Origin of the sequence: uncultured Bacteroides sp. (genome assembly GCF_910578895.1) — a bacterium.
Taxonomy (GTDB): Bacteria; Bacteroidota; Bacteroidia; order Bacteroidales; family Bacteroidaceae; genus Bacteroides.
In genome coordinates this window covers 15845-39586 of the sequence record NZ_CAJTSC010000009.1, presented here as the reverse complement: position 1 = coordinate 39586, position 23742 = coordinate 15845, and the positions used below count along the sequence as shown (strand labels likewise).

Below are 23742 nucleotides of genomic sequence, written 5' to 3'. Positions count from 1 at the left end.
ATGCGGAATTTACTGAACTTTCTTATTAAATACAATTACTGGTTCCTCTTTCTGCTGTTGGAGGTTACCAGTTTTGTTTTATTATTCCGTTTCAACCATTACCAGCAGAGTGTGTATTTTACTTCGGCAAACGGAGTGGCGGGGAAAGTTTATGAGGTTTCGGGAGGTGTCAGTTCATATTTCCACCTGAAATCGGTCAACGAAGACCTGCTCGACCGGAACATGTGGCTGGAACAACGAGTCGCCTTGCTCGAGAAAAGCCTGCAAGAACGGGGGCTGGATTCCGTAAAACTGTATAGTTTGGAGCGTCTTGCACCTGCCGATTACCGTATATTCAAGGCGAATGTCATCAAGAACAGTCTGAATAAGGCGGATAACTATATAACGCTGGACCGCGGTTCGGCAGACAGTATCCGTCCGGAGATGGGCGTGGTGGATGCCAACGGCGTGGTGGGCATTGTATATAAGACCTCTTCTCGCTATTCGGTGGTTATTCCGTTGCTGAACAGCAAGTCGAGTATCAGTTGCAAGATTGTGGGCAGCGATTACTTCGGTTATCTGAAGTGGGAGGGCGGAGATTCGCGTTTTGCCTATTTGAAAGATTTGCCTCGTCATGCGGAATTTAATCTGGGCGATACGGTGGTGACCAGCGGCTATTCTACGGTGTTTCCCGAAGGGGTCATGGTAGGGACGGTTGACGACATGTCCGATTCTCACGACGGGCTTTCGTACCTGTTGAAGATAAAACTCGCCACCGATTTCGGGAAGGTGAGCAATGTGCGCGTCATTTCGCGCAGCGGACAAGAAGAGCAGAAAATGTTGGAAATAGAGGGAGAAAGATGATAATCAATTATTTGCATAAGATAGGATGGTTTGCCGGTTTGATACTGTTGCAAGTGTTGATACTGAATAATGTGCATATTGCCGGATATGCCACTCCGTTTTTATATATATATATGGTATTGAAGTTCGAGTCGGATGTGTCCCGTAATGCGCTGATGGTATGGGCGTTCTTTCTTGGACTGACGGTTGATGTGTTTTCCGATACTCCGGGAATGAATGCGGGCGCCACGGTGTTGCTGGCATTTCTGCGTCCCGTGTTCTTGCGTCTGTTTGTGCCGCGCGATACGCTGGATACGTTGGTGCCGGCAGTCCGTACGATGGGCTTTTTCCCTTTCCTGAAATATCTGGTTGTCAGTGTTCTGGTGCATCATGGCATGTTGCTTACCCTTGAGTTTTTCTCATTTGCCCATTTCGGTACGCTATTGTTGAGAATTGCAACGAGCACTTTGCTGACCGTAAGTTGCATCATGGCGGTAGAGGGGATAAGGAAGAAGGAATAGGCGCGGGTAAAGACCATCCCCAATTCCCAATCATCAATCACTAATCACTCATAACTCATAACTTTCAATGAAGGATTATACGCTGGAGAAACGAAAATATGTGATAGGCATGGCGGCTGTCGTCATTGTGCTTATCTACGTGACTCGCCTGTTCGACTTGCAAATCATGACGGATGATTACAAGAAGAATGCGGACAGCAATGCCTTTTTGAATAAAATCCAATATCCTTCGCGTGGCGCTATTTACGATCGCAACGGAAAGCTGCTGGTTTTTAACCAGCCGGCGTATGACATCACGTTCGTGCCCCGCGAAGTGACCGAACTTGATACACTTGACTTCTGCCGTGCGCTGAACATCACGCTCGATCAGTTTCAAAAGCGGATGAAGGATGTGAAGAACCGCTGGATGAACCCCGGTTATTCCAAATATACGCATCAGGTGTTCATGACACAGCTTTCGGCAGAGGAGTGTGGCGTGTTTCAGGAGAAACTGTTCAAGTTTCCCGGTTTCTATATTCAGCGGCGCACCATCCGGCAATATACTTACGATGCTGCGGGACACGCGTTGGGCGATATCGGCGAAGTGTCGAAGAAAGACATTGAAGCGGACAACTATTACATCCGTGGGGACTATATAGGCAAGCAGGGTATTGAAAAGTCGTACGAGAAGTATCTCCGTGGAGAGAAAGGGGTGGAGATTCTGCTTCGTGACGCGCACGGGCGTATCCAGGGACATTACATGGATGGAAAGCTCGACCGGACTTCCGTGCCCGGCAAGAACCTTACGCTGGGTATCGACATTGAATTGCAACAGTTGGGCGAGCGTTTGCTGCAACATAAAATCGGGGCTATCGTAGCCATTGAGCCTGCTACGGGCGAGATACTTTGCATGGTTTCTTCCCCTACGTTCGACCCTCATCTGATGATTGGGCGTCAACGCGGAAAGAATCACCGGACACTGCAGGGAGACAAACGGAAACCGCTCCTGAACCGTGCAATCATGGGAGCATATCCGCCGGGGTCTACTTTCAAGACTGCACAGGCATTGACGTTCCTGCAAGAGGGAATTATCCATGAAGATTATCCTACCTACCCTTGTGCGCACGGTTTCAATTATGGAAGTCTGCACGTGGGTTGCCACGGCCATGCTTCTCCCTTGCCATTGATTCCGGCGATTGCCACCTCGTGCAACTCATACTTTTGCTGGGGGCTGTTCCGTATGTTCGGCGACAAGAAATACGGTTCTCCTCAAAATGCCATTACCGTGTGGAAAGACCACATGGTATCGCAAGGGTTCGGTTATCGTCTCGGTATCGACCTTCCGGGAGAGCAGCGCGGGCTGATTCCCAATGCCAAATTTTACGATAAAGCTTACCGGGGTTCATGGAACGGGCTTACGGTGATTAGTATCTCTATCGGGCAGGGAGAAATTCTTACAACCCCGTTGCAGATAGCCAATTTAGGTGCGACCATTGCCAACCGGGGGCATTTCATAACTCCGCATATTGTGAAGGAGATACAGGACAATGAACTGGACAGCCTCTATCGTACTCCGCGTGTCACCTCGATAGGCAGGGAGTATTATGATGAAGTGGTGGCGGGCATGCGTGCCGCCGTCACGGGAAGTACGGGTAGCGCCACCTGCCGTATGGTGGGTACCATCCTGCCGGGTGTGGAGGCGTGTGGCAAGACCGGTACGGCACAGAACCGTGGCAAAGACCATTCGGTGTTTATGGGATTTGCACCGATGAACGATCCGAAGATTGCCATCGCGGTATATGTGGAAAATGGCGGTTTCGGTGCTACGTATGGTGTTCCTATCGGTGCGATGATGATGGACCAGTACCTGCATGGCAAATTGTCGCCGGAGAACGAGTTGCGTGCGGAAGAGTTCAGCAACCGCGTCATTCTGTACGGAGACGAGGAGAGGTAGGAAACCGGAAAACAGGTATACGGGTGAATAAGTATGCGGGTGAACGAGGAGACAAATGAACGAATAAGTAAATAGGCTGACAAACAGGCTGATATTGGCAATATAGATGGTAAGAAGAGACAATATATGGAAATCATTGGATTGGGTGACGATTGTAGTCTACCTGATGTTGATTGTGTTCGGCTGGTTCAGCGTCTGCGGGGCAAGTTACGACTATGGCGACCGCGACTTTCTGGATTTCTCCACCCGTTCCGGCAAGCAATTCATGTGGATTGTCTGTTCATTCGGGTTGGGATTTGTTCTGCTGATGCTGGAAGACACGCTCTATGATATGTTCTCTTACATTATATATATAGGGCTTATCCTCTTGTTGGTTGTGACCATTTTCATTGCCCCCGATACGAAAGGCTCTCGTTCATGGCTGATTTTGGGACCTGTGAGCCTGCAACCTGCCGAGTTTGCCAAGTTCGCCACGGCATTGGCGTTGGCGAAGTATATGAGTGCCTATTCCTTCACCATGAAAAACTGGAAGAGTGCATCGATGCTGGCTTTCCTTATTTTGCTGCCGATGCTGCTGATTATCCTTCAGCGGGAGACGGGGTCGGCATTGGTTTATATGGCTTTCTTTCTGATGCTCTATCGCGAGGGTATGCCCGGGGTAGTGCTCTTCTCGGGCATTTGCGCGGTGGTATATTTTGTGGTAGGCATTCGTTTCGATCAGGTTTTCATAGCAGACACTCCGACCCCTATCGGGGAGTTTGCCGTCCTGTCGATGGTGTTGCTTTTTGCCGGTGGAATGGTGTGGGTGTATGACAGGAAATGGGAGCCTGTGCGTAACATCATCGGCGGTTCTTTTGCGGCGTTGCTTGTTGCCTATCTTGTTTCGGAATATATCGTTCCTTTTAATTTGGTGTGGGTGCAATGGGGACTGTGTGTGGTGGTAACGGGCTATCTGCTTTTCCTCTCCCTGAGCGAACGTCGTTGGAACTATCTTCTCATAGGCTTGTTTGCCGTCGGTTCCATCGGTTTTCTCTATTCCAGCGACTATTTCTTCAATAAGGTATTGGAACCCCACCAGCAGATCCGCATCAAGGTTGTGCTTGGTATGGAAGAAGATTTGGCGGGAGCAGGCTATAACGTCAATCAATCGAAGATTGCTATCGGGTCGGGCGGGCTGACCGGAAAAGGCTTCCTGAACGGTACGCAGACCAAGCTTAAATATGTGCCCGAGCAGGATACGGACTTTATCTTCTGTACCGTGGGCGAAGAGGAGGGGTTCATCGGTTCGACGGCAGTGCTGCTCTTGTTCCTGGTTCTGATACTTCGCCTGATAGCACTGGCAGAACGGCAGCAGTCCGCATTCGGTAGGGTATACGGATATTCGGTGCTTAGTATCTTCCTGTTCCATCTCTTCATCAATATAGGGATGGTGCTCGGACTGACGCCTGTTATCGGTATTCCGTTGCCTTTCTTCAGCTATGGCGGTTCTTCGTTGTGGGGATTCACGATACTGCTGTTTATCTTCTTGCGCATCGATGCGGGGAGAAACAGAAGGTTGGCATAATATGTCTCTTAGCTTGTTGTAGTTGGGTTGACGGTTGATTTTCAATATAAAAAAACGTCAACAAGGGAGAAGAAGTGCAAATCGTCAGGAACGGATTGCATTTTTCGGAATTCATGTGTGGCTGCTTTCGGTATTTTGACAATAAATCATTTTCCTATCGACTATTGTTTTCTTATAAGAATATCTTCTTTCACATTCATATAGATATCCGGTACGCACGTTCCGGTTTATTCAATATATTGATATCTATTATATTAATTATATACCGGTAGCCTTTGTTTCGGTTGCTCGCTTCGGTTCGTGCCTGTCAGGTCTGGAACGGCAGGCAAAGACCGATTATGCATTGTAATAATCGATACAACCATGTCTTTCGTTATTTTCCCATATAAGCCAAAAACATATTATGCTGATATTGCAGTATGTGGGTGTTTTAACATTAATTGCTTCTGCCAATCTGAACGGCGATATTGAGTGCCAAACTTTTTAAAATGTACAGTTGTTTTTTGTCATGACACGTGTTGTTTTTCGTTCTTATGTCAAGAAACGGTATAGACGGGTAATCGAAGTATATGTATTTCTAAAGGCTTCGAGTACTATTTTACACAATTCCTTGTAATAATAATGAAAATGTTTTTTGTTGTTCGTACCAATCATCCGTGTATCATTTTTACTTATCGCAAGAATTACCCACGGATGAATATGGCAAGGAAATGTTCATACTCCGTTTGGGGGTGTTATCTGCAACGGCTGTGTTTTGCAAGCCGCTTATTTTAACCGATACTTAAAGATTCACAATTCAATTAACATTTAGCGTATATGAACCTTAAAAGAATAAATACCTGTTTTTTACTAATGCTGTCGTGGCTATTAGTAATCTCATGTAGTGACATGAACTTTGAATTACCGAAAGGACCTAAAGGAGACGATGGCAAATCCGCATACGACTTGTGGAAAGAAGAAGTAGTGGCGGGAAATATTGATTGGCCAAAAGATAAAACCGAACTGACGGATTTCCTTGTTTACATCAAGGGTGAAAAAGGAGATAAGGGAGAAGACGGTCTCTCATCCTATCAATTGTGGAAAGAGTTCATTGCAAACGGGGATGTGGCTGATCCGCACAACCCCGAACAGACATGGCCTGCTTCCAAAAATTCGGAAAAAGATTTCTGGGACTTTCTTACCGGCAGGGACGGGCAAACTCCTCATGTCGGCGAAAACGGCAATTGGTGGATTGGCAACCAGGATACCGGAATAAAGGCAGCCGGCAGGGACGGTCTTGACGGTAAGGACGGCATGTCCGCTTATGAACTTTGGAAACAGATGGTGGCACAAGAAGAAGTAGACTGGCCGAAAGACCAGATAACTCAGAGCGACTTCTTTATGTACCTCAAGGGAAAGGACGGCGTAGACGGAATAACACCCCATGTAGGTGCTAATGGAAACTGGTATGTCGGTTCTACAGATACGGGAGTGTCAGCCAAGGGTGAAAAAGGTGATGACGGTCTTACTCCTTATGTCGGAAACAACGGCAACTGGTGGTTGGGAGACACAGATACCCAAATACCGGCAAAAGGAAAAGATGGAGAGACACCGGTCATAAAAGACGGTAATTGGTGGATTGGCGAAACCGATACAGGCATTGCCGCACAAGGAGAAAAAGGAGATAAGGGTGAAGATGGCGTAACCCCGAGCATCAAGGATGGTTACTGGTGGATTGGCGAAACCAACACCGGTGTAAAGGCGCAAGGAGAAAAGGGCGATGACGGCTTGTCGGGAGAGTCACCCTATATTGGTGAAAACGGTAATTGGTGGTTAGGAGATACGGACACGAATGTCCCGGCAAAAGGAACGAGTGGAAAAGACGGTTCGGCAGGTGCTTCAGCGTATGAATTGTGGCTGGAGGATGTAAAAGCCGGGAAAATTACCGGCAAGGACGGAACTGCATGGCCAACGGATAAAATCACCATGTCGGACTTCTACGACTACTTGTCGGGAGATGATGGTAAAAACGGACAGTCTGCCTATGACTTGTGGAAATCGACAGCGGTAACAGGACAATTGGACAATCCGCACAAACCCGGTGAAAAATGGCCTTCAGATAAAGTCTCGGAACTTGATTTCTACAGTTTCCTGGCAGGTGATGACGGAGAAGACGGCACAGACGGGTTATCGGCATACCAACTTTGGAAAGAGGACCTCGCGAAACGTTGTGGTACGGATAATCCGATATTGGATTACAAAACAGGAGGAAAATGGGATTGTGATAAAAATACCCTGGATGACTTTTACAGTTATCTGCGCGGAAAGGACGGCGAAGACGGCACGGACGGGACTGACGGAAAACCCGGTGAACCGGGAAAGCCGGGGGTGGAAGTCACGGTCGTCTATGGTGTTCCGAATGTAATCGCTGAATATTCCCAACCGGAATTTGGGGAATATGTCCGCACGACCGATGGTGGCGTACGTTATACCGTATATGACGAGAAGGGGCAGGTTGCACCGGGAGCGGTGGTAAAGGGAATGCCGGGTATTGCTCCGGAAAAGGAATACACGGCAGACAGCGAAGGCAAGTTTATTGTTCCCAAAGAAGATTTGCCGGAAATTCAGGCAGTGGATGCACGGTGGGGAAAGACAAAAAGTGTCACCATAGCCGGCGGAACTCCCAAAGAGTCGGCAATGAACACGTATGTGCCCAACCGTATCCGCATGAGAATCAAGCTTAGTAAATACGGGTCATATCTGAATTATGGTTATCAAAGGATTTATTTTGATATTCAAAGGAAGATGAATCCGGATGATGAATGGAAACAACTGCCGACTTATCTGCCTAACTTCGTCAGAACGTTAGAAGCCTATCAGGTGAGGGACAAGGAAAATCCCGCAAGTATTCTTACTGACAAAAAAATAAATGGAAACACAGGTGTTTCCACCAGTGGGAATGTATATTCCTATATCTGTTTGGAAACATATCGCCCCGTAATACGGAATAATGGCAACTACAAGAACAATTGGGATAATTTCTGGGACGGAAGCAATGTCTACTATACGGTGAAGAGTGCGGCATCCTACTACGGAGAGTCTATCTTATGGAACGGTACTGCCTTTCTGCCTCCTTATCAGATGGGACCTACGCTCAAAACAATCAAGCTGAAAACGTTTATCGGGGGCGATGAGCCTTCTTTCTCCTATGCGGAAGGGGAGCTGGACTATTCGAACGTAGATATGGCTAAAATCTATAAGTCAAACAGTTTTACAACAGTAAAGGATACGGATAAGCCGGAATATGTGGAAGCGGCATTGTATACGGAAGCTGAAATGGAACCGCTGAAGGTTGCGTATGTCAAGTTCAAATATTCCTCCTCACAGGGAAGCCAGGAAGCTACAAGCTCAAACAAGTCATCGTCTTTTAATGAACCGGCATATAGGGTGCTGGGTCCGTTCCTGAATGCGGTGATTACAATAGAGACTGCTTCTTCCAATGCCTATGTTTTTTACAACGAATTGAAAATAGGAACTTTAAAGGCGAAAGCCGGAGGAACGAACGCCTTCTATATTGAAAGATACAACGGTGATACGACTTTCGCGATACCCAATGTTATTTACGAACCTTAACTATAAAGAATAGAAATAATGAAAACAAGAATTGTTTATATATCATTTGTGATGTTTTTGGGGCTTATGACATGTGGAGAAACGTGCATTCATGCCCAGGAAACTCTCGGGATTTCCGGAGATGGAAACGGTTCCCGTGGAATACATGAGAAAAAAGCATGGGAAATAGGAATCGGTGTGACGGGATTGCAGATGACTCGTTTTAACGTGATAGGGTTTTATAAAAACAGCAAAGGCGGATATAATGTGGAAACGAGTATGAAAGAAATGCTTTTCGGCGGACAGCTTTATGCCGCACGTGAATTGAACGAACATTTCTACCTGGATATGCAGGGAGAAGTGCAATATGCGAGAGATCCGGTATATAACGGTAAGGAATCCCGGTGGATAGGCATGGCGGGGATAGGGCTGCAATGGAGGCTCGGCGAATATTTCCACTCACCCTATATTGATCCTTTCCTGCGGGTCGGTGTCAATTACATGTACAAGAATTTTTCGATTGCCTACAATGGTCTTGAAAAGTTCGATGAGGAAGAGATGGGCTGGAATTTTACCAATGACTATAACAAAGACGGAGCGGACAAGAAACATCTGATACCGGTTTCATTAGGAGCGGGTGTAAATATGTGGCTGAATGACCGTTTCGGGCTGGGGCTGCAAGCAGATTATCTGGTCATGCCTTACAGGCATGTCGCCAATGCCTGGCAAGGAAGTGTACGTCTGATGTGGCGCATAGGAGGTAAGTCGAAAAAGCCACAACCGGAAATCCTGTATCGGGAAAGAACCGTAGAGAATATTGTGGAAAAGCCTGTCGTCATAGAAAAGGTGGTGGAGAAGACAACTCCGGACAGGAATCAATGGAGATTGTTTGATGACATTTCATTCGACTTCGATAAGTGGACACTTACAACGGAATCTATGGCAGTCATTGATAAAATAGCAAGGTTAATGAAAGACAATAGCTCGTGCAAATTTCTGATAACCGGCTATGCTGATGCGAAAGGTTCGTCCGAATACAATCATAGACTGTCGGAGAAACGTGCGGCAGCGGTGGTTGACGCGCTGATTAAGAAAGGAGTTCCGGCAGCTGTCTTAAAATCCAGAGGAGTGGGCAAGAAAATCTCGTATGCGTCGGAGACCGCATCCGACCAAATAAGAAGAGGTGACCGGAAAATTATAGTTGAAGTAATTACTAATACGGATTATTGGAACTATATTCCGTAAACTGTGATAGCCAAGATTTATTTTGGCAGTTTCTTGTACGATAGTATGGAACTGTCAGAACAAGTCTTGGTTATTATATCTTGTTACTTGGATTAATGCTATCGCTGCAATTTGATTCCCACATCGTTGATGCCGGGCAGCGTGTCATCGGGCAGTGTGTATGCCACTTTGAAGAGGTACTCCCCGGGTTGCTCTATTTTGACGCTGCCGGCGGAGAATGCAGATTGGTATAATCCGCCCCAACCGTCTCCTTGCCAGACGCCTTCTTCATTCGCCAGCACTGCTTTTAGTGTGTCCGCCTGCGTTTTTTTCACTCCCGGACCATCGTAGCCAACGGATAAGTTAATATTCTGATAAGGATAGGTGTTACGGTTACGGATTTCTACGGTCAGTTTGTAGTAAGTTTGCGAATCGGGGACCATGACATGGAAAAACAGCGTGTCCTGCCGTTTCCATCCCCCCTGCGGGACGGATTGAAACGTGTGATATACGGTCTGTTTATCGCAAGCACCCATTGCGCCTACGATAAACAGCAGTATGATAGATTTCAGGAACGCTATTTTATTCTCGAACCGGTTTGTCATTTTGAACAGGTTTATCGCCTTGGGATTTGGGTTTATTGTTCTGAGGACGCTTACGGTTGTTGTTCCGTTGCGGGCGTCTCTCTTCTCCTTGCGGACGTTTGTCGTCTCCCTGCTGCTTAGGTTGCTTGGGCTGCTGCGGAGCGGCAGGCTGTTCGCCACCTTGCTGCGGCCGGTTGTTCGGACTCTTTTTCTTCTTCTTGTTGCGGTTGCCGCCATTGTTGCCGTTGTTTCCCTCGCCACTGTTTTTGTTCTTACGGTTACGGTCGAAACGGGTCAGGCTTTCCTGTTCCAGCAAGTCTACCGGTTTTTTGGGCTCGGTGCGGCGGGCATCTTCCTGCAAGCTTTCCGGTTTGATACCTTTCTTGTTCAGACCGATGACTTCGAAAGCCCGTCTTCCGCTGATTGTAATCAGATTGGCAGGAATGCTCTTGTCCGTGGAGTAGGTTATCTGGTTGCTGAGGATATCGGCTTTGAAGAAGTAGAAAACACCGTCTTTGGTTTCCAATTCAATCTCTTTGGAAGGCAACCGTTTTTGTGCTTCTACATAGCAGTCTACCTCGTAGTTGAGGCAACATTTCAGTTTGGCACATTGCCCGGCAAGCTTTTGCGGGTTCAATGAGATATCCTGAAAACGTGCGGCGCTGGTTGAAACGGAGACAAACGATGTCATCCAGGTGGCGCAGCACAGTTCGCGACCGCAGGGACCGATACCGCCGATACGGCCGGCTTCCTGACGTGCGCCGATTTGTTTCATTTCGATGCGTACATGGAAGGCATCGGCAAGTACCTTGATCAGTTGGCGGAAGTCCACACGTTCATCGGCAATGTAGTAGAAGATTGCCTTGTTACCGTCTCCCTGATACTCCACATCTCCGATTTTCATGTTCAGATTGAGGTCGAGGGCTATTTGGCGGGCACGGATCATCGTGCTGTGTTCACGTGCTTTTGCTTCATTATACTTGTCCATATCCACCTGTTTTGCTTTGCGGTAGATACGCTTGATGTCCGCTTCCGACTTGATATTGGCTTTACGCATCTGTAGCGGGACAAGCCGTCCCGTGAGGGTCACTACGCCTATGTCATGTCCGGGGGTGGCTTCCACCGCCACTATGTCACCTTTTTCCAAAGGAATTTTGTTGCTGTTGCGGAAATATCCCTTGCGGGTATTCTTGAACTGAACTTCCACCATATCCGATTCTTCGGCATTGCCGGGTATGTCGGCAAGCCAGTCGTAGGTGTTCAGTTGCTTGTCTTGCCTGCCGCAACTTTTGCAGCAGAGACCACCGCTTCCGTTATGTAGTTTAAATTCCATATCTTTATTTCTTTATAATTCAAATTCTCTTTCTCTCTTTATCTTAATCTTATTCTTTGGTCTTTTTGTCTCATCGTCCGGCATTACTGCCGTCCTGCGATAACTCCTTTTTCACTGTTTCAGCAGTACAATCATTTTCAGTGAAAAGTCGAAGAAAACCATACGGGCATTCACATTTTGCTCGATATGTATCTGTGCTTCGCTGAGCTCGTTCATAATACCCATCACGTTACGTTCGTTGACGAAAGGGGCAAAACGGGTGGCGAAGTTCTGTTCGGGCAACGTCATGTAGTTCATCTCTTTCCGGTGCAGGTTGTAGATGAAGTTTTCCCGTATCATGCGCTGGCAATATTCCAGGAAGTTTTTCTGTCGTTCGCGTCCCATGGCTGCAAGTTGCTCGCTCCATTGTTTCATTTCCCGTATCTTCCGTTGATAAGACAAGCGCATCAGGCTGACGAACAGATTGAAAAATAGTTCGTTCTCTTCGTTCAGATGGATGGTTTCCAATGCCTTGATGAAGTTTCCGTTTGCCAGATGCGCGATAGTTTGGCTATCTATCGGCTGTACGCCGTACTTCTGTTGCAGCGCATTTGCCATGTCCGCTTCCTCTATCTTACGGATGTTGAAACGTTGCGTGCGGCTCAGTATGGTAGACAATATCATTTCGGGAGCTTCGGAAACCAACAGGAAGATTGTTTTCTCGGGCGGTTCTTCCAATAGTTTCAGCAATTTGTTGGCACATACTTCGTGCATCTTTTCCGGCAGCCATACGATGCTCACTTTGTATCCGCCTTCACTGGATTTCAGGCTGAGCTTGCGGGTAATTTCATCGCTTTCTTTCGCGTAGATAATCGCTTGGCCGTTTTCAGCTCCCATTTCGTTCAGCCAATGATTCAATGAAAAATAGGGGGTGCCCAGTACAAAATGTCTCCAGTCGGCTATGTAGTCGTCGCACACTTCTTTCTTCCCTTTGGCGCTTTTCACAATGGGGAATACGAAGTGTACGTCCGGATGTACCAGTTTGTTCCACTTCACACACGAGGGGCACGTGCCGCAGGCATCGGTTTCCGTGCGGTTCGGGCAACAAAGGTAACGGGCGTATGCCATAGCCAGCGGAAGTTTTCCTACTCCTGCCGGACCGCAGAACAGTTGCGCATGCGGAATGCGTCCTTCCTGCACTTCTTGTATCAATCGCTGTTTGGCTTCTTCCTGCCCGATTACATCTTTGAAAAACACGGTCTCGTTATTTGGTTTGGCGAGGAACAGCGTTTGGCTGTTGTCTCGGTCTTATTAATAAATAATATTACAGCACTTGACAGGACTGTTTTACGGCTATATAAACCGTTGCATATACATTCTTATACCGAATGGGCATCTCATGAATTGCCTCTGTTATGCGTCAATAAATCTGTTTTGCCACTTCCTTGATGCTGTCTACCGCACCTATGGAGTAGAAGTGGATACTGGGAATGTGGTGCTCCATCAGTTCCCTGCATTGCTGCACGCACCATTCGATGCCTACCTGCTGCGCTTCGGCATCGGTCTTGCATTTCAATACTTCCTTTGTCAATTCCTCGGGCAAGTCCACTTTGAACGTTTTGGGTATCATGCTGAGTTGCGACAGTTTCTTGAAAGGCTTGATGCCCGGTATGATAGGGATAGTGACTCCCGCTTTGCGGGCACGTTCTACGAAGTCGAAGTATTTCCGGTTGTCGTAGAAGAGCTGGGTTACGGCATATTCCGCACCGCTCTCCATCTTTTTTTTCAGCCAATAGATGTCCGTATCAATGTTAGGAGCCTCTTCGTGCTTTTCCGGATAGCAGGCTACCCCGTACGAAAAAGGCGTATTGGTAATCTTCATTTCGGAACCGTCTACGAAGATACCTTTATTGAATTGGTTGATTTGCTCTTGCAGTTCGATGGCATGGTGATAGCCGTTACCCTCGGGAGTGAAGGCGGACTCATGTTTTGCCTTGTCTCCGCGCAGCACCAAAAGGTCGGTGATGTTCAGGAATTGCAGGTCGAGCAATACATATTCGGTATCCTCCCGGCTGAAGCCGCTGCAAAGGATGTGCGGCACCACCGTTATGTTGTATTTGTTTTGGATGGCTGCCGCCACGGATACGGTTCCCGGACGGCGGCGAAGCCGGTTCCGTTGAAACAGCCCGTTGCCCAGGTCTTTGTAGACGTATTCGCTGCGGTGGGTGGTGATATTGATGTATTTAGGGTCGAATTCCCGTAACGTATCTATCGTTTCATACAACTTTTCAATGCCCGTACCTTTCAGAGGAGGCAATATTTCGAAAGAAAAAGCTGTTTTTTCGTTACTGTTTATCAGGTCGATGACTCTCATTTCTTCTTCGTTGTCTTTGTCTTATTGGCAAAAGCCTGCACATTGGGAACAAAAATACGAAAAAGAAATGAGAAATGCTGTTTTTCGGCGGGCTATTCTTTTAGGCAGCGGACGGAAAACGCGTTATAGTAATCTTTGCCGTCCGGCTTGACGCTGGTTTTAAAATCGATGTCGTTGTTGCTGTTCGCAAACATCACGACTTTGTCCACTTGTTCTTGTGTGCCGTCATATACCCAATAGGCGGTAGAGAAGTTGGCATTCACTAAAGTTGTTTTGCCTTCTCTTTCCAAAAGTAACCCTTGGGGCAGGACGCCGAAGCCGGTTTCATTGGTTGCGGGATAGGCATCGGAACTCCATGCAGCCGTTTTTTTGAGTACGGAAGCGTTATTGCCGACATATTCTGTCAGTCTGTTCCAGTCGTTTTCCGTCGGTAGTCTCCACGCTGCCGGGGCCAACTTCCCGCTAAGGACGGCATCGCCGTTGTAGAGATAGGTATCCTTATCCGCCCAGTGGAAATAGCCGGCACCTTTTTCCAGGGTTTTCTTGAGCGGTATGCTTTTGCTGTCGTTATAGCAAGTGGCGCGTAAATCTTCCTTCATCCAGTACTGCGCCCCTATCTTTACGATGGGATAGGTATGTAATATCCCGTTCCGTATGTCCCTGATTTCGTAGCTGCTGACATTGATGGCGAGTGCTGCGGCACCGGGTTTTCCGGTGCTAATCTTCTTGTTTTCGTCGATGTAGAATGTTTCGATGGGCAGCGAGTTTCCGGCAATGTAGGTCAGCGAGTTGTCCGCTTTGTTCCAGCTTACCCTGCCGCCGTGTATCGTGGCGGTTTTGTCCGGCAGCTGCAAGACAAGCCCGTCCGTGAGGTCCGTTTGCTCGTCCTCTTGCACGGAGTATGCCACAATCGCTTTGGTGGCAACGGCATCGGCGGCATTGGTGTAAAGATACTCCCGGCACACTTCCGCCACAGGCTTGCCTTGATGGTATATCCTGTATACATCCGATGTCTTGAATGACAGCGAGGCGGTATGGACGGTGGTGATGTCGTATCTGTTTTCACTTTCTCCCTGTTCGCTGAAACCCCATTCCTTGATGCTGGCAATGATTCCGCTCAGGGTTTCGCTGGTGCTTTGCAATGCGCTGATGCAAATCTCCAGTTCCGTATCTTCCTTGATGTCGGCAAATGGGAGAGGGCAGGTATAGATTTTGCCGTTCCATTCCAGGGTGAAAGCCTGTCCGCTGTCCGAATGCGTTTGCGGAATGACTATAAACTCCTTGCCGGATAGCGTATTGCCCTCTTTCTTCCATGTGCCGAAAGGAATGATGTCCGTTTCGCTTGCGTCGTCAACTTCGGTTATCCGGTCCGTTTGCAGGTCGTATGCGGCTTGTGTCTTGAAGCCGGTAGCTATAATCCTGGGATTTGCGTTGAGCATGTCGTCCGCATTTTCTCCCTCTTCGGGCATAAGGGTCAGTTTTATTTTGGCAAACTGGTGCTTGTATTCCAGTTTTACGGTTTTCTCGCTGTTGGACACGCGTCCGGTGCGGGCGGTCATGAAGTTGGACAGGCTGTAGGCATCGGCTTTGCTTTGGTCGGTTTGCACCCGGACATTCAGCAAGGCGCTTCCTTTGGATGCCCCTTCGGGCTGGTACGGATAGTAACTTATGAAGTCCAGTGTGGCGTCTCCTTCCGGATAGTAGACCTCTTTTTGAGGTATCAGTGTGTTGTTCTCTCCACACTCTAAAAGCAGATTGTCAATATACCGTTGTTTGTCCGGCGTGTTGCCCGTCAGCATGGCGAACACTCCGCTTCTGTCTCCGATTTCGAACGTGTTCCGGGTTACTTTGGTGGTGTTCTTCTCCGTTTTCACGGAGAAGGAGATGGGGATGTCACTCTCCTTGACTTCATCGTTTTCGTCGTTTAGTTTGTTTACGCAAGATGTACCCGACACAACAACAAGGAACAGGTACAGTGCATTACTTACCCTTGCGAGGGTGTTTCTCATACTATTCATGTTATAATAATTTTAAAAAGGCGAAGCAATCTTCGCCTTTGGTTCGATTTAAAGGCTCACATATTGATATATCAGATGGAGCAGAGCCGCAAATGTCATGAGAAAGTTATGATGCTTCCAGATTCCTATTGTTGGGTTGCCACGCTTGGCAACTTGGCGTTTTGTCTTCTCTTATTTGTATATCTGTATATAGCGCAAAAGTAGGCAGATATTTCGTATTACCTGTGCCAATTCGACAAAAACTTCCGCAAATTGTTCACACCACTCTGATTTTTGCCTAACTTTACACGCTAAAATCGTAAACAATAATCAGTTAAACCATAGCACAGAACTTATGCCTTTAAACTTACCCGACAAACTTCCCGCGATAGAGCTGCTGAAAGAGGAAAATATCTTTGTCATTGACAACTCACGGGCAGCCCGGCAGGATATCCGCCCGCTGCGCATTGCCATACTGAATCTGATGCCGTTGAAGATTACCACCGAGACCGATTTGGTCCGTCTGCTCTCCAACACTCCGTTGCAGGTGGAGATTTCGTTTATGAAAATAAAGAGCCATACCTCCAAGAATACCCCGATAGAGCACATGAAGGCTTTCTATACGGATTTCGACAAGATGCGCGACGAGAAGTACGACGGCATGATTATCACCGGCGCCCCTGTGGAGCAGATGGATTTTGAGGAAGTGACCTATTGGGACGAGATAACCGCCATTTTCGATTGGGCGCGTACGCACGTGACGTCCACGCTTTATATCTGCTGGGCGGCACAAGCCGGGCTTTACCACCATTACGGCGTGCCCAAATATCCGCTTGCCGAGAAGATGTTCGGCATATTCGAGCATCGTGTCCTGCAACCTTTGCATCCCATCTTCCGTGGCTTTGACGATATGTTCCATGTACCCCACAGCCGCCATACGGAAGTGCGCAAGGCGGATATCCTGAAAGTTCCCGCGCTGACGATGCTTTCGGAGTCGGACGATGCGGGGGTGTATATGGTGATGGCGCGTGGCGGACGCGAGTTCTTTGTGACCGGCCATTCCGAGTACTCTCCCCTGACGCTCGACACGGAATATCGCCGCGACCTGGACAAGGGACTCCCTATCGCAATGCCCCGCAACTATTATGTGGACGATAATCCGGACAAGGGCGTGTCGGTGCGTTGGCGGGCGCATGCCAACCTGCTGTTCTCCAATTGGCTGAACTACTTTGTATATCAGGAAACGCCGTTCAATATTGAAGAGATAAGATAAGTCGCAACCCCGTAGTTCATAACTCCTGACTGAAACAATGATAAAACAACGAAAAATAGAACTGTTGGCTCCTGCCAGGAACCTGGAGTGTGGCATCGAGGCGGTCAACCACGGTGCCGATGCCGTATATATAGGAGCGCCGAAGTTCGGCGCACGCGCTGCTGCGGTTAATTCTTTGGAAGACATCGCCGCCTTGGTGTCGTATGCCCATTTGTACAATGTGCGCATCTACGTCACGGTAAATACCATTCTGAAAGAGGAAGAGCTTGCCGAAACGGAAAAGATGATTTGGCAACTGTACCGCATCGGGGTAGATGCGCTGATTGTGCAAGACATGGGCATCACCCGCTTGAACCTGCCACCCATACCTTTGCACGGTAGTACGCAGATGGACAACCGCACGCCGGAGAAAGTACGCTTCCTGGCAGATGCCGGTTTCCGCCAAGTGGTGCTGGCGCGCGAACTCTCCTTGCAGCAGATACGCGCCATCCATGAAGCATGTCCGGAGACTCCTTTGGAAGTCTTTGTGCATGGAGCGCTTTGCGTAGGCTACAGCGGGCAGTGCTACGTCAGCCAGGCGTGTTTCGGCAGAAGTGCCAACCGGGGCGAGTGCGCCCAGTTTTGCCGCCTGCCGTTCAGCATGGTGGATGCCGATGGAAAAACCATCGTCCGCGACAAGCACCTGCTCTCCCTGAAAGACCTGAACCAAAGCGAGGTATTGGAGCAACTGCTGGATGCAGGCGCTTCCTCCCTGAAGATAGAGGGAAGGTTGAAGGATGTCTCCTATGTGAAGAACGTCACAGCCGCTTACCGCTGGAAACTGGATGCCCTCTTTGCCCGCCGCAAGGAGTATGTACGCGCCTCTTCGGGCACGTGCCGTTTCGACTTCGTTCCCCAATTGGACAAGAGTTTCAGCCGTGGCTTCACCCATTACTTCCTGCAGGGGCGCGAACGGGAAATCTCCTCTTTCGACACGCCGAAATCCTTGGGAGAGGAGATGGGCACGATGAAGGAGCAGCGCGGCAACTTCCTTACCGTGGCAGGAGTGAAACCTTTCCACAACGGAGACGGTGTCTGCTTCCTCGACGAGCAGGGGCGTTTGCAGGGTTTCCGCATCAACCGCGTGGACGGCAACAAACTCTATCCGGCAGGCGATATGCCCCGCATCCGACCGCGCACCCGCCTGTACCGCAATTTCGACCAGGAGTTCGAACGTCTCCTTGCCCGTAAGTCTGCCGAGCGTAAAATCGGCATCAAGTGGGAGTTGGCGGACATCCCTTCGGGATTTGCCCTGACGGCAGCCGATGAAGACGGCAACCGCGTAACCATGTCTTTTGCCTGTGCGAAAGAGCTTGCCCGCACCCCGCAACAGGAAAACCTGCGCACCCAGCTTGGCAAGTTAGGGAATACTCCTTTCGAGGTTATGGACGTTCCATCGGAAGACAGTCCCGCCATTGCCGTCAACCTGTCGCAGAATTGGTTCATACCGGCTTCGGCAATAGCCGACTGGCGCCGCCGGACAATAGACAGGCTGATTGCCGCCCGCCGCATCACTTACCGTCGCGAGTTGCATGTGTGGCAACCTACCCGCCACCGTTTTCCGGCATCATCCCTTACCTATCTGGGCAATGTGATGAATAGTGCCGCCCGCAGTTTTTACCACGACCACGGAGTGGCTTCCGTGGAACCGGCATACGAGAAACAGGCGGTGCCGGAAGCCGTGCTTATGTTCTGCAAGCATTGCCTGCGCTATAGCATGGGGTGGTGTCCTACGCATCAGAAGGGGCATTCCCCGTACCGGGAGCCTTATTACCTGATAGGTACGGACGGCAAACGCTTCCGCCTGGATTTCGACTGCAAGAACTGCCAGATGAAAGTGAGGTATGAATTATAAAGCATAAGGTATAAGATGTAAGTTGTAAGACATAGGATATAAGTTATAAAGCATAAGGCGGAGAGTGTAAGAGAAGCAATCATCAGCACTTGGAGCCTGTTGGAATGTGGGATATGGATAAGAATAAGAAGAAACTGCATATATGTCGTCGTAAGCGCAACGTCACTCTGCCGGGTGCGACACGCGCTTCATTCCCCGTCCGCTGTGCCTTGTGCTTTATATTCGCGCTCCTCGTTCTTTCCTCTTGCCATTATCCCCGTCCCGATTTGGAAGACGAGAACCTGCCGGCAAAGACCCGCGACTCGCTTGCCTATCTCTACGAGCGTCATTACACATGGAATACGAACCTCGAGGTGGAGGATGATTCGGTCGCGATAGCCTGCCTGCCCGTGAAGGACCGCTACAATACGCTGTATCGGGGAGACAGGGTGGTGGTAGCGGAATTTGCCATTCATCCGGCAGACAGTGTGGACAGCGTGTGGGTGAAGCTTGCCCATTCCCAAGAGGTGCAGGGCTGGCTTCGGGAGAAGGACATGATGCGGGCTTTTGTACCTACGGACAGTGTTTCGCAAGCCATTTACCTGTTCAGCGAGACGCATGCTTCCTACTTCATCGTTATCTTTGCATTGTTTGTGGCGGTATGGCTGTTCCGCGCGTTCCGGCGCAAACAGTTGCAGATGGTCTGCTTCAATGATATAGACAGCGTCTATCCGCTGCTGCTGTGCCTGTTGCTGGCGTTCAGCGCCACTGTGTACGAGTCCATGCAGGTGTTTGTGCCCGAAACGTGGCAACACTTCTACTTCAACCCCACGCTCTCGCCGTTCAGGGTGCCGCCGGTGCTTTCGGTTTTCCTTATGAGTCTCTGGCTGTTTGTCATCGTGCTGCTGGCGGTGCTCGACGACCTGTTCCGCCTGCTCGCTCCGGAAGCAGCCGTATTCTATCTGTTGGGGCTGGCTTCCTGCTGCATCTTCTGTTACTTCTTCTTTATATTGACTACGCAGATATACGTCGGCTATCTGTTTCTTGCCGTATTGGTGTGGGTGTTCTTCAGGAAACTGCGCTCATCGCTGGCCGCATCCCGCTACCGTTGCGGCAATTGCGGGCGGAAGATAGGGTCGAAAGGCGCCTGCCCGCATTGCGGGGCAATCAACGAATAGGCGTTGCCGGCAGGAATGCCATGCAGTGTACGGGGGCTGTTTGAATTTTTTTCAAGAAGTTTATCTTCAGTTTCTTCTCGGATTTCTTTTCAATCTGTTTTGTACTTGACCGGGGGCGACCGTGCTTGCAGGCAAGTTCAAGGAGCACCCCGCCTGAAACGTAACACTACGGTGTTCCATTTGTTCCCTCCTTGTTGGGAAAGTATTCCCAGCTTGCCGGGAACGTTTTCCCAAAGGGCAGGGAATACGTTCCCAACAAGCTGGGAACAAACGCGCCACATAGCCTTCCCGGTTTGCGGAATGGCGGCGGGCTCTATTACTTAGAATCTGCAACGCAGTTCGACTCCTGCCTGGATGGGGCGTCCTTTCTGCATGAAGCCGTTGCCCATGCTCTCGAAGTAGAAGGCGGCATAATCCTTGTCCAAGGCATTACGCACCCAAAGGTCTACCTGTCCGCGGCCTTTCTGGAAGCTGATGCGTCCGTTCAGCGTGCCGTAGAAAGCCTGGCTGATGTTGTTTCCTTCCGTCCAGTAGATACGTCCGGCACCGGTGTATCCGGCATTCAGTTGGATGCGTTCCAGCCAGTGCCCCGGATTGATGCGGAAGATGTACTGCCCGCCTACGGTCAATGTGTGTTTGGGCACGAAGGGCACGTAGTTGCCGTTGTAGCTGATCTCCTGAAGTTCGCCGTTTACGCGGGCGTTGGTTACGTAGTCCTTGAAGGTGGCATACGTATAGCCGTAGCTGGCGTTCAGCGTGAAGTCGGTGGTGAGGGCGGCTGCCAGGGCGAGTTCGGCGCCGAAGCTGCGGCTTTTACCTGCGTTCACCGTTTCGCGTCCTAAGCCGCTTGCTCCTGCAAAGCGTGAGATTTGCTGGTCGCGCGTCTCCAGCCAGAACATGGCGGCATCGGCATGCAGGCGGTTGCCGAACAGGTTCAGGTGGGTTCCGGCTTCGTAGCTCCAGGTTTGCTCCGGCCTGTATTCGGTGGCGGAGCGGGCATCGGGGTTCTCGCCTGCGTCGGGGAACTTGCCGCTAATCATGTCCTTATAGGCTGCGCCGGGAGAGTTCTCTATGGCTTTCAGCACCTCTTCTTTCGTCTGCCGCTTCATGTCGTTCTGCAGGCTGTACTGCAACAGGTCGGAGAACATCTGGATGTTGTATCCGCCCGAGCGGTAGCCCTTGCTGACGGTGGCATAGACATTGCCCCGGTTGTTCTTGAAGTCGTATTGAAGGGCGAACTTGGGCAGCAGTTGCAGGTAGTCTTTGTCGATGGAACCTTGATAGCGCGAGTGTACGGTGAGCGCCGTTTCGGGCATCATCTCCATTTCACGGATTACCTGTCCGCCCCGCGTCATTTCTCCCTTGATGCCTACCGTATAGTCCATTGCCGTGCCTGAGTCGTAGTCCATCTTTATCTTCTCGTAATCCAGTCGCAGTCCGGCAGTGAAAGAGAGGCCCGCCACGCCGAACAGGTCTTTGAAGGTGGATTGGTGGAACAGCGCCCCGTTCAGCAGCGGCGTGTCGAAATTGCCGTTGATAAGCAGGTTGCTGCTGCCCAGCCGCAGGGATGGCAGAATGTTGAGCCCCATGCCCGGTCCCATGGGGATTTCTATCTTGGCAGGGATTACGCCGCCCAGCATCTGCTGCAACATGCTCATGCCGTCTTCCCTGAACACTACCGGTGCATCGGTTTTCAGCCATTGGTAGAAGCCGAAGACGCCTGTGGTCCACTGCCAACTGCCGTTGCCCTTGCTTTTCATCACAATCTCCTCGCTCAGGGTGTGGATGCGCTGCCTTTGTTCAAGCGTATAGATGTCTTTTGCCGTAAAGTCCTGGTCGATGAACATGCGGTCTTTCAGGAATTGGTAGCCCGTGACGGCGCTCAGCGTGAAGCGTTGCGCCTGGTATTCGAGGTTCAGCCCTGTGTTCATCAGGTTGCGGTTGTAGTTGCTCTCGCGGTTGTTGGAAATGGTGCCGATGTAGGGTTTTAGCTCTTCGCTTTGGGCGGCGGGATTGACGCTGCCCGTATAATAGTACGGATAGCCGCCCTGGTCGCTGTATTCGTAGCTTACGTTCAAGTCTACTTTCCAGTCTTCGGAAGGCAGGTAGATGCCGCGGAAGCGTCCGCCGGTAGCCCGGGTCTTGTCTATCTTCTTGTTGCCGAGCGCCGCATTGCGGAAGAAACCGCCTTCGTAGTCGTAGAAGCCGCTGGTAGAGAACGCGAAGCGTTCGGATGCGCGGTGGTAGTGCGTCAGCGAGGCATTGTAAGTGTTGTGCGTGCCTGCACCTATGCGGAAGTCCGTGCCTTGGTAGGAGAAGGGAGAGCGGGTGTGGATTTTAATCAGGCCGCCCATCGCGTTCCGTCCGTACAGTGTGCCTTGCGGACCGCGCAATACGTCGATGCGCTCGATGTCGGAGTAGTCGAAATCGAAGGCGGACTTGTCGATGTAGGGGATGTTGTTTACATACAGCCCGATGGACGGCGTGTTGATGCGCGAACCGATGCCGCGGATGTAGACGGCAGAGGTCAGGCGTGAACCGTAGTCGGGGATGAACATGTTGGGGACAAGCCCTGTCAGGTTCTTGATGGAATTTACTTGGGCTGCCTGCATGTCTTGTTGCGACAGCAGGGTGACGGCTGCGGGCAGCTCGCGCAACTTGCGGTTCTCTTTGGGTGCCGCAATGACGAGCACCTCTTCCACGTCTACTACTTTCAGGGTGTCCGCCTCTGCCGCAAGTGCATTGCCGGCAGTGAGGAGCGTCAGAATCAGGGTGATAATCTTGTTTTGTCTCATAACTGGTTTTATTTCGGCTGCAAAGTAATGCGAAATCTCCAGTCTGTGCAATCCTAATTAATGAGGATTATTCTAACTCCCGATGATTCCTTATATCCTGTCCGCATCGACATAGCCGTGCATCACGGCGTAGATTGTCAGTCCCGATACGGACTTGATGCCCAGTTTCTCTACGATGTTCTTCCGGTGGGTGATGACGGTGGTAAGGCTGATGTTCAGCTTGTCGGCAATCTCCTTGTTGATAAGCCCTTTGGTGAGAAGCACCAGCACTTCTATTTCGCGGGCGGAAAGGTCGTGGCTGTCGGCATAAGGCGGCGTGGCGGGACGGGAATCGTCCGGTTGCTTGCCGGGATGTCCGTGGTGGTGTCCGTGACGGTGCAGCCGGAGGATGTCTTTTACAAGGCTTTTCTCGTCCTGGTAGATGTTCAGGGTGGGCACTCCCGATAGCTGGGGCTGGTTGTCGCCGCCTGCTAGCACGATGGTTTTGGGCTTGCGGGGCAGGAAGAACGAGGTGTGCTCGAAATAAATCTGTGAAGAGATAAAGTAATGTGCATACATGTCGGGCGTATCATCCATGAGTTCGGCAAAGGAACGGAACGCACGGATGGTAGCCATCGGGATAATCTCTTGCAGGAGATGCTGCAATCCCAACGAGGCGAGGGTGTCGGGCGAGACGATTGCTATTTCGGGAGCTGTCATAA

16 protein-coding genes are annotated in these 23742 nt (G+C 49.9%); 9 read left to right on the top strand and 7 right to left on the bottom strand.

The features are described from left to right. The 6 genes from mreC to QZ327_RS03835 all read left to right on the top strand — a co-directional run bounded on the left by mreC (position 1) and on the right by QZ327_RS03835 (position 9676). Positions 1 to 843 (top strand): rod shape-determining protein MreC, encoded by an 843-nt coding sequence (mreC, locus tag QZ327_RS03860; protein WP_294617276.1) that lies wholly within the window; start codon positions 1 to 3, stop codon positions 841 to 843. Beyond that, entirely contained in the window at positions 840 to 1343 is a 504-nt protein-coding gene (gene mreD / locus QZ327_RS03855) for a rod shape-determining protein MreD (protein ID WP_294617275.1), read from the top strand. Before mreC ends, mreD begins: the two co-directional genes overlap by 4 nt. A 67-nt stretch (positions 1344 to 1410) precedes the next feature. Beyond that, on the top strand, positions 1411 to 3276 hold the full coding sequence (mrdA, locus tag QZ327_RS03850) for a penicillin-binding protein 2 (RefSeq protein ID WP_294617274.1): 1866 nt from the start codon (positions 1411 to 1413) through the stop codon (positions 3274 to 3276). A gap of 106 nt (positions 3277 to 3382) precedes the next feature. After that, entirely contained in the window at positions 3383 to 4840 is a 1458-nt protein-coding gene (rodA, locus tag QZ327_RS03845) for a rod shape-determining protein RodA (RefSeq protein ID WP_294617272.1), read from the top strand. Between the two features lie 888 nt (positions 4841 to 5728). Further along, positions 5729 to 8452, top strand: a complete 2724-nt coding sequence (locus QZ327_RS03840) for a hypothetical protein (protein ID WP_294617270.1) — start codon at positions 5729 to 5731, stop codon at positions 8450 to 8452. 66 nt (positions 8453 to 8518) lie between these two features. Continuing rightward, entirely contained in the window at positions 8519 to 9676 is a 1158-nt protein-coding gene (locus QZ327_RS03835) for an OmpA family protein (protein ID WP_294617322.1), read from the top strand. Between the two features lie 98 nt (positions 9677 to 9774). Here the strand turns inward: QZ327_RS03835 and QZ327_RS03830 are convergent, their stop codons facing one another. The 5 genes from QZ327_RS03830 to QZ327_RS03810 form a co-directional block, all read right to left on the bottom strand. Continuing rightward, a complete protein-coding gene (locus tag QZ327_RS03830; protein WP_294617268.1) occupies positions 9775 to 10260 on the bottom strand; it encodes a gliding motility lipoprotein GldH in 486 nt (161 codons plus the stop codon). After that, on the bottom strand, positions 10238 to 11572 hold the full coding sequence (locus tag QZ327_RS03825) for a regulatory iron-sulfur-containing complex subunit RicT (RefSeq protein ID WP_294617266.1): 1335 nt from the start codon (positions 11570 to 11572) through the stop codon (positions 10238 to 10240). The genes QZ327_RS03830 and QZ327_RS03825 overlap by 23 nt, the downstream gene beginning before the upstream one ends. 111 nt (positions 11573 to 11683) lie before the next feature. Then, positions 11684 to 12808 (bottom strand): DNA polymerase III subunit delta', encoded by a 1125-nt coding sequence (locus QZ327_RS03820; protein ID WP_294617265.1) that lies wholly within the window; start codon positions 12806 to 12808, stop codon positions 11684 to 11686. A gap of 163 nt (positions 12809 to 12971) precedes the next feature. Continuing rightward, on the bottom strand, positions 12972 to 13925 hold the full coding sequence (gene metF / locus QZ327_RS03815) for a methylenetetrahydrofolate reductase [NAD(P)H] (protein WP_294617263.1): 954 nt from the start codon (positions 13923 to 13925) through the stop codon (positions 12972 to 12974). Between the two features lie 92 nt (positions 13926 to 14017). Further along, on the bottom strand, positions 14018 to 15943 hold the full coding sequence (locus QZ327_RS03810) for a fimbrillin family protein (protein ID WP_294617260.1): 1926 nt from the start codon (positions 15941 to 15943) through the stop codon (positions 14018 to 14020). A gap of 334 nt (positions 15944 to 16277) precedes the next feature. Between QZ327_RS03810 and metA the strand changes: the two genes are divergently transcribed. The 3 genes from metA to QZ327_RS03795 all read left to right on the top strand — a co-directional run bounded on the left by metA (position 16278) and on the right by QZ327_RS03795 (position 20246). Further along, positions 16278 to 17195 (top strand): homoserine O-succinyltransferase, encoded by a 918-nt coding sequence (gene metA, locus QZ327_RS03805; RefSeq protein WP_294617258.1) that lies wholly within the window; start codon positions 16278 to 16280, stop codon positions 17193 to 17195. 37 nt (positions 17196 to 17232) lie between these two features. Beyond that, a complete protein-coding gene (locus QZ327_RS03800) occupies positions 17233 to 19089 on the top strand; it encodes a U32 family peptidase (RefSeq protein ID WP_294617256.1) in 1857 nt (618 codons plus the stop codon). A gap of 104 nt (positions 19090 to 19193) precedes the next feature. Further along, positions 19194 to 20246: a hypothetical protein gene (locus tag QZ327_RS03795; RefSeq protein ID WP_294617321.1), complete on the top strand. Its 1053-nt coding sequence runs from the start codon at positions 19194 to 19196 to the stop codon at positions 20244 to 20246. Positions 20247 to 20566: 320 nt separating this feature from the next. Here QZ327_RS03795 and QZ327_RS03790 read toward each other — a convergent pair whose 3' ends face one another. Together QZ327_RS03790 and QZ327_RS03785 are read right to left on the bottom strand one after the other, a co-directional pair. Then, positions 20567 to 23041 (bottom strand): TonB-dependent receptor, encoded by a 2475-nt coding sequence (locus tag QZ327_RS03790; protein ID WP_294617254.1) that lies wholly within the window; start codon positions 23039 to 23041, stop codon positions 20567 to 20569. A gap of 90 nt (positions 23042 to 23131) precedes the next feature. Next, positions 23132 to 23740 (bottom strand): response regulator transcription factor, encoded by a 609-nt coding sequence (locus QZ327_RS03785; protein ID WP_294617253.1) that lies wholly within the window; start codon positions 23738 to 23740, stop codon positions 23132 to 23134. Positions 23741 to 23742 lie beyond the last annotated feature (2 nt).

What these genes read in the sequence shown, in the direction of transcription:
- QZ327_RS03800 (WP_294617256.1), top strand. Translation starts at nt 17,233, where the DNA reads ATGATAAAACAACGAAAAATAGAACTGTTGGCTCCTGCCAGGAACCTG.
- QZ327_RS03830 (WP_294617268.1), bottom strand. Translation starts at nt 10,260, where the DNA reads ATGACAAACCGGTTCGAGAATAAAATAGCGTTCCTGAAATCTATCATA.
- QZ327_RS03790 (WP_294617254.1), bottom strand. Translation starts at nt 23,041, where the DNA reads ATGAGACAAAACAAGATTATCACCCTGATTCTGACGCTCCTCACTGCC.
- QZ327_RS03835 (WP_294617322.1), top strand. Translation starts at nt 8,519, where the DNA reads ATGACATGTGGAGAAACGTGCATTCATGCCCAGGAAACTCTCGGGATT.
- QZ327_RS03795 (WP_294617321.1), top strand. Translation starts at nt 19,194, where the DNA reads ATGTGGGATATGGATAAGAATAAGAAGAAACTGCATATATGTCGTCGT.
- QZ327_RS03840 (WP_294617270.1), top strand. Translation starts at nt 5,729, where the DNA reads ATGAACTTTGAATTACCGAAAGGACCTAAAGGAGACGATGGCAAATCC.
- QZ327_RS03785 (WP_294617253.1), bottom strand. Translation starts at nt 23,740, where the DNA reads ATGACAGCTCCCGAAATAGCAATCGTCTCGCCCGACACCCTCGCCTCG.
- rodA (WP_294617272.1), top strand. Translation starts at nt 3,383, where the DNA reads ATGGTAAGAAGAGACAATATATGGAAATCATTGGATTGGGTGACGATT.
- mreC (WP_294617276.1), top strand. Translation starts at nt 1, where the DNA reads ATGCGGAATTTACTGAACTTTCTTATTAAATACAATTACTGGTTCCTC.
- QZ327_RS03825 (WP_294617266.1), bottom strand. Translation starts at nt 11,572, where the DNA reads ATGGAATTTAAACTACATAACGGAAGCGGTGGTCTCTGCTGCAAAAGT.
- QZ327_RS03810 (WP_294617260.1), bottom strand. Translation starts at nt 15,943, where the DNA reads ATGAATAGTATGAGAAACACCCTCGCAAGGGTAAGTAATGCACTGTAC.
- metF (WP_294617263.1), bottom strand. Translation starts at nt 13,925, where the DNA reads ATGAGAGTCATCGACCTGATAAACAGTAACGAAAAAACAGCTTTTTCT.
- mrdA (WP_294617274.1), top strand. Translation starts at nt 1,411, where the DNA reads ATGAAGGATTATACGCTGGAGAAACGAAAATATGTGATAGGCATGGCG.
- metA (WP_294617258.1), top strand. Translation starts at nt 16,278, where the DNA reads ATGCCTTTAAACTTACCCGACAAACTTCCCGCGATAGAGCTGCTGAAA.
- mreD (WP_294617275.1), top strand. Translation starts at nt 840, where the DNA reads ATGATAATCAATTATTTGCATAAGATAGGATGGTTTGCCGGTTTGATA.